At 72.2% G+C, this 8,317-nt stretch carries 7 protein-coding genes; 6 read left to right on the top strand and 1 reads right to left on the bottom strand.

Annotation, left to right across the window (positions count from 1 at the left end; all coding sequences use genetic code 11):
- Positions 1 to 1,508: phenylalanine--tRNA ligase subunit beta (locus ACE3O1_RS13445; RefSeq protein WP_374315859.1), on the top strand; the 1,508-nt coding region annotated here is incomplete at its 5' end.
- A gap of 24 nt (positions 1,509 to 1,532) precedes the next feature.
- Here the strand turns inward: ACE3O1_RS13445 and ACE3O1_RS13440 are convergent.
- Positions 1,533 to 2,663, bottom strand: coding sequence for an AAA family ATPase (locus tag ACE3O1_RS13440; protein WP_374315857.1), 1,131 nt, complete (start codon positions 2,661 to 2,663; stop codon positions 1,533 to 1,535).
- Positions 2,664 to 2,745: 82 nt separating this feature from the next.
- On the opposite strand from ACE3O1_RS13440, the gene ACE3O1_RS13435 reads away from it, so the two are divergent.
- The 5 genes from ACE3O1_RS13435 to ACE3O1_RS13415 all read left to right on the top strand — a co-directional run bounded on the left by ACE3O1_RS13435 (position 2,746) and on the right by ACE3O1_RS13415 (position 8,252).
- Positions 2,746 to 3,735: an NAD-dependent epimerase/dehydratase family protein gene (locus ACE3O1_RS13435; RefSeq protein ID WP_374315855.1), complete on the top strand. Its 990-nt coding sequence runs from the start codon at positions 2,746 to 2,748 to the stop codon at positions 3,733 to 3,735.
- Between the two features lie 209 nt (positions 3,736 to 3,944).
- Positions 3,945 to 4,991, top strand: a complete 1,047-nt coding sequence (gene argC / locus ACE3O1_RS13430; protein ID WP_374315854.1) for an N-acetyl-gamma-glutamyl-phosphate reductase — start codon at positions 3,945 to 3,947, stop codon at positions 4,989 to 4,991.
- A complete protein-coding gene (gene argJ, locus ACE3O1_RS13425) occupies positions 4,988 to 6,145 on the top strand; it encodes a bifunctional glutamate N-acetyltransferase/amino-acid acetyltransferase ArgJ (protein ID WP_374315852.1) in 1,158 nt (385 codons plus the stop codon). The genes argC and argJ overlap by 4 nt, the downstream gene beginning before the upstream one ends.
- A complete protein-coding gene (argB, locus tag ACE3O1_RS13420) occupies positions 6,142 to 7,041 on the top strand; it encodes an acetylglutamate kinase (protein ID WP_374315850.1) in 900 nt (299 codons plus the stop codon). Before argJ ends, argB begins: the two co-directional genes overlap by 4 nt.
- Positions 7,038 to 8,252, top strand: a complete 1,215-nt coding sequence (locus ACE3O1_RS13415; protein WP_374315848.1) for an acetylornithine transaminase — start codon at positions 7,038 to 7,040, stop codon at positions 8,250 to 8,252. Before argB ends, ACE3O1_RS13415 begins: the two co-directional genes overlap by 4 nt.
- Positions 8,253 to 8,317 lie beyond the last annotated feature (65 nt).

Genomic DNA, 8,317 nt, shown 5'->3' with positions numbered 1-8,317 from the left:
TGAGTGCCGCGACGCGCAACGTGCTCATCGAGGCCGCCACGTTCGACACGGTGTCGATCGCACGGACCGCCCGGCGGCACAAGCTCCCCAGCGAGGCGTCCCGGCGCTTCGAGCGCGGGGTCGACCCCCTCATCCCGTTCGTCGCCGCCCGGCGCGTCGCCGACCTGATGGCCGAGTACGCCGGGGGGACGCTGGACCTCGAGGTCGGCGGCGCCCTGTTCGCCACCGTCGAGCAGCGCGCGATCGCCCTGCCGAAGGAGTTCGTCCCCGCCCTCATCGGCGTCGACTACTCCGAAGCCGAGATCGTCGCCGCCCTCGAGATGGTCGGAGCCGAGGTCAGCGACGCGGGCGACCAGGCCGACGACGCGCAGTGGTGGGTCACGCCGCCGTCGTGGCGCCCCGACCTCACCGACAAGTGGACCCTCGCGGAGGAGATCGCCCGCATCGAGGGCTACGACCGCATCCCCTCCGTCCTGCCGACGCCTCCGTCCGGTCGCGGCCTCACTTCCGCGCAGCAGGGACGGCGCCGGGTGGCGAACGCACTCGCCGCCGCCGGCTACGTCGAGACGCCGTCCTTCCCGTTCACGACCGAAGAGCAGAACGATCTGCACGGCTCGGCCTCGGGGGAGCACCTGCCCAGCGTCAAGCTCGCCAACCCCCTCGACGGCCAGGCGCCGTTCCTGCGCCGCTCGCTCGTGCCTAACCTGCTGCAGGTCGCGCACCGCAACGTGGCACGCGGCTTCACCGATCTCGCCCTGTTCGAGACGGGCGTCGTGTTCCTGCCCGAGCCGGACGTGGCGTACGGCACGGCGCATGTGCCGCCGCTCGCCGTCCGGCCCGATGCCGCGACTCTCGCCGAACTGGACGCGTCGATCCCCCCGCAGCACCGCCACGCGGCGGTGCTGCTCGCCGGCCAGCTCCTGCCCAAGCAGCCCGGCCTCGCGCCGGTCGCCGCCGAGCTCGCTGACGCCGTGGACGCCGTGCGCACCATCGCCGCCGCTGCGGGGGTATCGGTCGAGCTCGCACAGGGTCAGCGCGCGGCGCTGCACCCCGGGCGCACCGGCGTGCTGTCGGTCGGGGGCGTCGAGGTGGGCTACGTCGGGGAGCTTCTGCCCGCCGTGGCCGAGGCATCCGATCTTCCCGGTCGCGTGATCGTCGCCGAGCTGGATCTCGACCTCGTGCTGTCCCTCGCGGGGGAGAAGGTCGTGGCGTCGTCGCTGTCGGGCTTCCCGGCCGCCACGCAGGACGTCTCGCTCGTGCTGGGCGCCGACGTGCCTGCGGGGGAGGTGCGCGCTGCGCTCACCGAGGGCGCCGGGGACCTGCTGGAGTCGCTGCGGCTCGTCGACGACTACCGCGGGCAGGGGGTTCCCGAAGGTGCGAAGAGCCTGACGTTCGCGCTGCGCTTCCGCGCCCCGGACCGCACGCTGACGGCCGCCGAGGCCACCGAGGCGAAGCTCGCCGGAGTGCGGGCGGTCTCCGAGCGCTTCGGCGCGACGCTGCGCGAGTAGCCCGGTCGATCCGCGGCCGTCGGGTCAGCGCGACCCCCAGTGCCAGGCGGGGCGATCCAGCGTGCCCTGTCCGGCGATCCGTGTGCCGTCGGGGTGCGCTTCGAGGCGATGCGTCAGCGCCCCGGCCCCTTCGAGTGCGCTCGAGAGCCGCTCGGCGTGCGTCACCACGACGACCTGGGAACGAGCGGATGCCTCGGCCACGAGTGCGCCGAGAGGCTCCAGCAGATCGGGGTGCAGGCTGGCCTCCGGCTCATTGAGCACGAGGAGGGGCGCGGGCCGCGCGGGGAGGAGCGCAGCGCACAGCAGCAGGAAGCGCAGCGTGCCGTCGGAGAGCTCGGTGGTCTCGAGCGGCCGCAGGAGTCCCGGCTGGTGCATCACGAGGCGGAAACGCCCGTCGGCCGCCTCGATGCGCACCCGCGAGGCGGCGAACGCTCGGGACACCGCAGCGTCGAGGGCGTCGCCGTGCCCGGCATCCTGGATCGTCGCCCACACGGCCGCGAGGTTCTCGCCCCCGTGCGCGAGGGTCTGGGTGCGCGTGCCGACCTGCGGCTGCCGCGCCGGGGCGTCGGCGTCGACGCGGAAGTGGTCGTAGAAGCGCCACCCGCCGAGAGTGCGTCGCAGCGCGAGCAGCTCCGGCGCGGTGTCGCCGTCGGCGAGGTCGGTGATGATGCTCTCGTACGGGGCGAGCTGCTGGTCGAGGGAGACCCACGAGCCGTCGCGCACACGCGTGGCGCCGCGGAGCCGATCGATCAGCAGGGTCGCAGGCTTCGCAAACGGTCCGGCGAACACCTGCTCGCGCTTGATCTCGGGATCGCGGGCGAAGAGGCTGGACTGATCGACCTGGGGGATGCCGAGATCGACGAGGTAGCCGAGCTCGTCGGAGGCGTAGCCGAGCTTGACGGCGACCGGTCCCTTGCGCACGGTGCCTTGGTCGCCGCCGAACTCGGGGCCTGCCCACAGCAGGGACGGCAGCCCGCCCTCGCGTGCGATGGCGCCGACGAGCGAGCCCGCAGCCGCGTGCGCGAGCAGGCGCAGCGCGCGGTAGAGGTTGGACTTGCCCGAGCCGTTCGCTCCAGTGACCACCGTCAGTTCGGCGAGCGGGAGCACCACGTCGCGCAGCGATCGGTAGCCCGAGACGGCGACGGTGGTGAGCATGCCGCCATCCTGTCAGCCGCCTCGGACTCCGCCGAGAGCGGAGGGGATGCCGCGCCGCGGGCCGGTCTGGTTGGGTGGAGCTATGACCGACGTCCTGATCCTCGGCGGCACCGGCTGGCTGAGCGGCCGGGTGGCCGAGATGTGGGCCGACGCGGGAGCATCCGTCACCTGCCTCGCGCGGGGTGGCCGCCCCGCCCCGTATGGCACGACCCTCGTGACCGGCGACCGCGACGACGCGCAGGCGTATGCGGAGGTCTCCGTGCGGGAGTGGGACGAAGTCGTCGACATCTCGTCGAACCCGGTCCACGTGGCCGGCGCCGTGGAGGCGCTGGGCGGGCGGGCGAAGCACTGGACGTATGTGTCCACGGTCTCGGTCTACGCCGAGAACGACGCGCCCGGAGCCGACGAGTCGGCCGAGGCGGTCGAGCCGCTCGGATCGGACGACGAGCCGGACTACGGACGGGCGAAGGCGGGCGCCGAGGCCTCCGTCCGCACCGCGCTCGGGTACCGGGCGGCGATCGTGCGCCCGGGGCTGATCGTCGGACCGGGCGACCCGACCGATCGCTTCGGCTACTGGGTCGGGCGGTTCGCGCTCGCCGCGCAGGGCGAGGTGCTCGTGCCCGACACGACCGATCGCGGCGCGCAGGTGATCGATGTCGACGACCTCGCCGACTTCCTGGTCTCGGTCGGCCGGGAGCGGTGGACAGGCGTCGCCAACGCGGTCGGCGATCCCGTGCCGCTGGACCGAGTCCTGCGCGAGGCGGCACAGGTCGCCGGACACACCGGCGCCACCCGCACGGCCGATGACGCGTGGCTCGAAACCCACGACGTCGCCTACTGGATGGGCCCGCGCTCGCTGCCGCTCTGGCTGCCGGCGGGGATGCCCGGCTTCTGGACCCGCTCGAACGCCGTGTTCCGGCTGCTCGGCGGCCGGCTGCGTCCGCTGCGCGAGACCCTCGCCCGGACACTCGCCGACGAGCGGGAGCGCGGGCTGGACCGCGAGCGGCGATCGGGGCTGTCCCGCACCGAGGAGCTGACGCTGCTGGACGACCTGCACGGACCCGCGGCGTAACCGATTTGCGGATGCCGCGGCCCGGCCGATATCGTCGCGGCATGCCTTCGGCGACCCAGGGATTCGCGACGCTCGCTCCGAGCGCCGCTCCCGCGCGCCGACGCCGTCTGGGCGAGCGCCGACTCTAGGCGACCCTGCACGCGGTCCTGTCATGGACGCCGCAGGCGTCGCCGTCTCCGGCCCCGCACCCAGACTCTAAGGTGGAACCCATGACATATTCGGTCGCCGTCTCCGGCGCATCCGGCTATGCGGGCGGCGAGATCCTGCGGATCCTCGCCGCACATCCCGACGTCGAGATCCGCACCGTCACCGCGCACTCCAACGCGGGACAGCCGCTCATCCAGCACCAGCCCCACCTCCGCTCGCTCGCGCACCTGACGCTGCAGGAGACCACCCCCGACGTCCTCGCCGGTCACGACATCGTCTTCCTGGCGCTGCCGCACGGTCAGTCCGGCCAGTACACCGATGCGCTGGGCGACACGCCGCTCGTGATCGACGCGGGCGCCGACCACCGGCTCGAATCCGTCCAGGACTGGGACGCGTTCTACGGCGGCGCCTTCCACGATCCGTGGACCTACGGCGTGCCCGAACTGCCGGTCGGCGGTGCGAAGCAGCGCGAACGGCTGGTCGGGGCGTCGCGCATCGCCGCTCCCGGCTGCAACGCGTCCGCGGTCTCGCTCTCGCTCGCCCCGGGGATGGCGGCCGGCGTCATCGATCCCTCCGACATCGTCGCGGTCCTCGCCGTCGGCCCGTCAGGCGCGGGCAAGAGCCTCAAGCCGAACCTCCTCGCGAGCGAGATCCTGGGCACCGCGAACCCGTATGCCGTCGGCGGCACGCATCGGCACATCCCCGAGATCGCGCAGGCGCTGCGCGGCGCGGGAGCGAGCGGCGACATCCGCATCTCGTTCACCCCGGTGCTCGTGCCGATGGCGCGCGGCATCCTCGCCACCTCCACCGCGCGGATCGCGGGGGGAGCGACCGACGCCGACATCCGCGGCGCATGGGAGGCGGCCTACGGTGGGGAGGCGTTCGTCCAGCTGCTGCCCGAAGGGCAGTTCCCCCGCACAGCGGACGTGCTCGGCGCGAACACGGCTCTGATCGGTCTGGCGATCGATCGCGCCGCGGACCGGGTCGTCGTGGTCGCCGCCGTCGACAACCTCGTGAAGGGCACCGCGGGCGCCGCCGTCCAGTCGATGAACATCGCGCTCGGTCTTCCCGAAGGCACGGCGCTCACCGTGAACGGAGTCTCCCCATGAGCGTCACCGCACCGGGGGGATTCGAGGCCGCCGGGGTCGCCGTCGGGCTCAAGTCGACGGGAAAGCCGGATGTCGCGGTTGTGGTGAACCGCGGACCGCTCAAGGTCGGCGCGGCGGTGTTTACCTCCAACCGCGCCAAGGCCAACCCCATCATCTGGTCGCAGCAGGCGGTGCAGGACGGCGTCGTCGAGGCGGTCGTCCTCAACTCCGGGGGAGCGAACTGCTTCACCGGCGCGTTCGGATTCCAGACGACCCACCAGACCGCGGAGAAGGCGGCCGAGCTGCTCGGCGTCAGCGCGGGCGACGTGCTCGTGTGCTCGACGGGTCTCATCGGGACGGGCGACGAGGTGTTCCGCGCGAAGGTGCTCGCCGGCACCGCGCAGGGGATCGCCGAGCTCTCGGCGGACGGCGGGGAGGCGGCATCCCTCGCAATCATGACCACGGATTCCCGCCCCAAGCGCGTCGTCAGCACGCAGGACGGCTGGACGATCGGCGGCATGGCCAAGGGAGCCGGGATGCTGGCGCCCGGCCTCGCCACGATGCTCGTCGTGATCACCACCGATGCAGTCCTCACGGCGGAGGAGGCCGACGAGCACCTGCGCGCCGCGACCCGCACGAGCTTCGACCGCCTCGACTCGGACGGCTGCATGTCGACCAACGACCAGGTGACGCTGCTCGCCAGCGGCGCGTCGGGGGTGACGCCCGACCCGGGAGCGTTCCGCGAGACGCTCACGGCCGTCTGCCTCGATCTGGCCGAACAGCTCCAGTCCGACGCGGAGGGGGCGAGCCACGACATTCGCATCCTCGTGCAGAACGCCGCCTCGGAGGAGGACGCGGTCGAGGTCGGCCGCTCGGTCGCGCGGAACAACCTGTTCAAGGCGGCGATCTTCGGCAACGACCCGAACTGGGGACGCGTGCTGGCCGCCATCGGAACCACCGCCGCCGAATTCGACCCGTACGACGTCGACGTCTGGATGAACGGCGTGCGCGTGTGCACCGCCGGCGGACCCGACGCTCCGCGGGAGGCGGTGGACCTCACCCCGCGCGCGACCGAGGTCGTGATCGACCTCAAGGTCGGCGGAGCGACGGCCGCCATCCTCACCAACGACCTCACGCACGACTACGTCCACGAGAACAGCGCCTACTCCTCATGACCGAGATCCAGGACACCGATCCCGAGGAGGCGAGCCGCAAGGCCGCCACCCTCATCGAGTCCCTGCCGTGGCTGCAGCGCTTCCGCGACCAGGTGATCGTCATCAAGTACGGCGGCAACGCCATGGTGTCCGACGAACTGCAGGACGCCTTCGCCGCCGACATCGCCTACCTCCGCTACGTCGGGGTCAAGCCGGTCGTCGTGCACGGCGGCGGACCGCAGATCTCATCGATGCTCGACCGGCTCTCGATCCCGAGCGAGTTCAAGGGCGGCTACCGCTTCACCTCGACCGAGGCCATCTCGGTCGTGCGCATGGTGCTCACGGGCCAGATCAATCCGCAGCTCGTCGCCAAGATCAACACCTACGGCCCCCACGCCGCCGGGCTCAGCGGCGAGGACGCGGGACTCTTCGGCGGACGCCGGCGCGGCGTCGTGATCGAAGGCGTCGAGCACGACCTCGGCAACGTCGGCGACGTGGTCGAGGTGGACCCGCGTGCGGTGCTCGACCAGCTCGCGGCGGGCCGGATCCCGGTGGTCTCGAGCATCGCCCCCGACCTCGATCAGCCGGGTCACTCGCTGAACGTGAACGCGGATGCCGCGGCATCCGCTCTCGCCGTCGCCCTGGGCGCTGCGAAGCTCGTGGTGCTCACCGATGTGCCGGGGCTGTACGCCGACTGGCCCAACCGCGACTCGCTCGTGTCGCACCTGACCGCCACCGAGCTGAGGGCGATGCTGCCCTCGCTCGAGTCGGGCATGATCCCGAAGATGCAGGCCTGCCTGGATGCCGTCGAAGGCGGCGTCGACACGGCGGCGATCATCGACGGACGAGTGCCGCACTCGGTGCTCGTGGAGGTCTTCACCAGCAAGGGAATCGGAACAGAGGTGGTGCTCGGATGATGTGGCAGGAAGCAGCGGGGCGCGACCTCGTGCGCAGCTTCGGCGAGCGGATGGCGATGTTCGTCCGCGGCGAGGGATCGCACCTGTGGGACGCCGACGGCAAGCGGTACCTCGACTTCCTCGCGGGGATCGCGGTCGACTCGCTCGGCCACGCGCATCCCGTGTTCGTCGCGGCGCTCGCGAATCAGGCGGCGACCCTCGCGCACGTGTCGAACTACTTCGCCACGCCGCCGCAGCTCGAGCTCGCCGCACGGCTGAAGCGCCTGGCCGGAACCGGTGACTCGGGGCGCGTGTACTTCGGCAACTCCGGTGCCGAGGCCAACGAGGCCGCCTTCAAGCTCGCACGGCTGCACGGCGGCGCGGACCGGCCGCGCATCCTCGCGCTCAAGGATGCGTTCCACGGGCGCACGATGGGAACGCTCGCCCTCACCGGGAAGCCCTGGATGCAGGAGCCCTTCCTGCCGATGACCCCCGGCGTCGAGTTCATCGACTCGACCGTCGAGGCCCTCGAGGCGGCACTGGACGACCGCGTCGCCGCGCTCTTCGTCGAGCCCGTGAAGGGCGAGGCGGGAGTCATCGACCTGCCGGAGGGCTACCTGGAGTCGGCGCGCGAGCTGACGGCGCGTCACGGCGCTCTGCTGATCGTGGACGAGATCCAGACCGGCGCGGGCCGCACGGGGGAGTGGTTCGCGTTCCAGCACGCCGGCATCACACCCGACGCGATCACGGTCGCCAAGGGCATCGGCGGAGGCTTCCCGATCGGAGCGCTCATCACCTTCGGCGCCGCCAGCGACCTGTTCTACCCGGGCACGCACGGCTCGACGTTCGGCGGCAACGCGCTCGGCACCGCCGTGGCCGGAGCCGTGCTCGGCGAGATCGAGCGAGCCGACCTGGTCCGCAACGCGGCGGAGCGCGGCGAGCAGCTGCGTGCGGCGATCCTCGGCATCGGCTCACCGCTCATCGGCGGCGTGCGCGGACGCGGGCTCCTGCTCGGCGTCGCGCTGACCCATCCCGTCGCCAAGGCGATCGTGGCAGCGGCGCAGGAGCACGGCCTCGTGGTGAACGCCCCCAACGACGAGACGCTGCGCCTCGTGCCCGCGCTGACCATCGGCGACGTCGAGATCGACGAGTTCGTCGAGCTGCTGACCGCCTCGCTGCGCACGGTGGAGGATGCGCTGCTGATCGAGACATCCACGGAGGTTCCCGCATGACCCGCCACCTGCTGCGCGACGACGACCTGACCCAGGCCGAGCAGGAGGAGATCCTCGACCTCGCC

It is taken from the genome of Microbacterium sp. (assembly GCF_041909575.1).
Classification (GTDB): domain Bacteria; phylum Actinomycetota; class Actinomycetes; order Actinomycetales; family Microbacteriaceae; genus Microbacterium.
The sequence above is the reverse complement of the archived record's forward strand: the minus strand, read 5'-3'. Positions and strand labels throughout refer to the sequence as shown.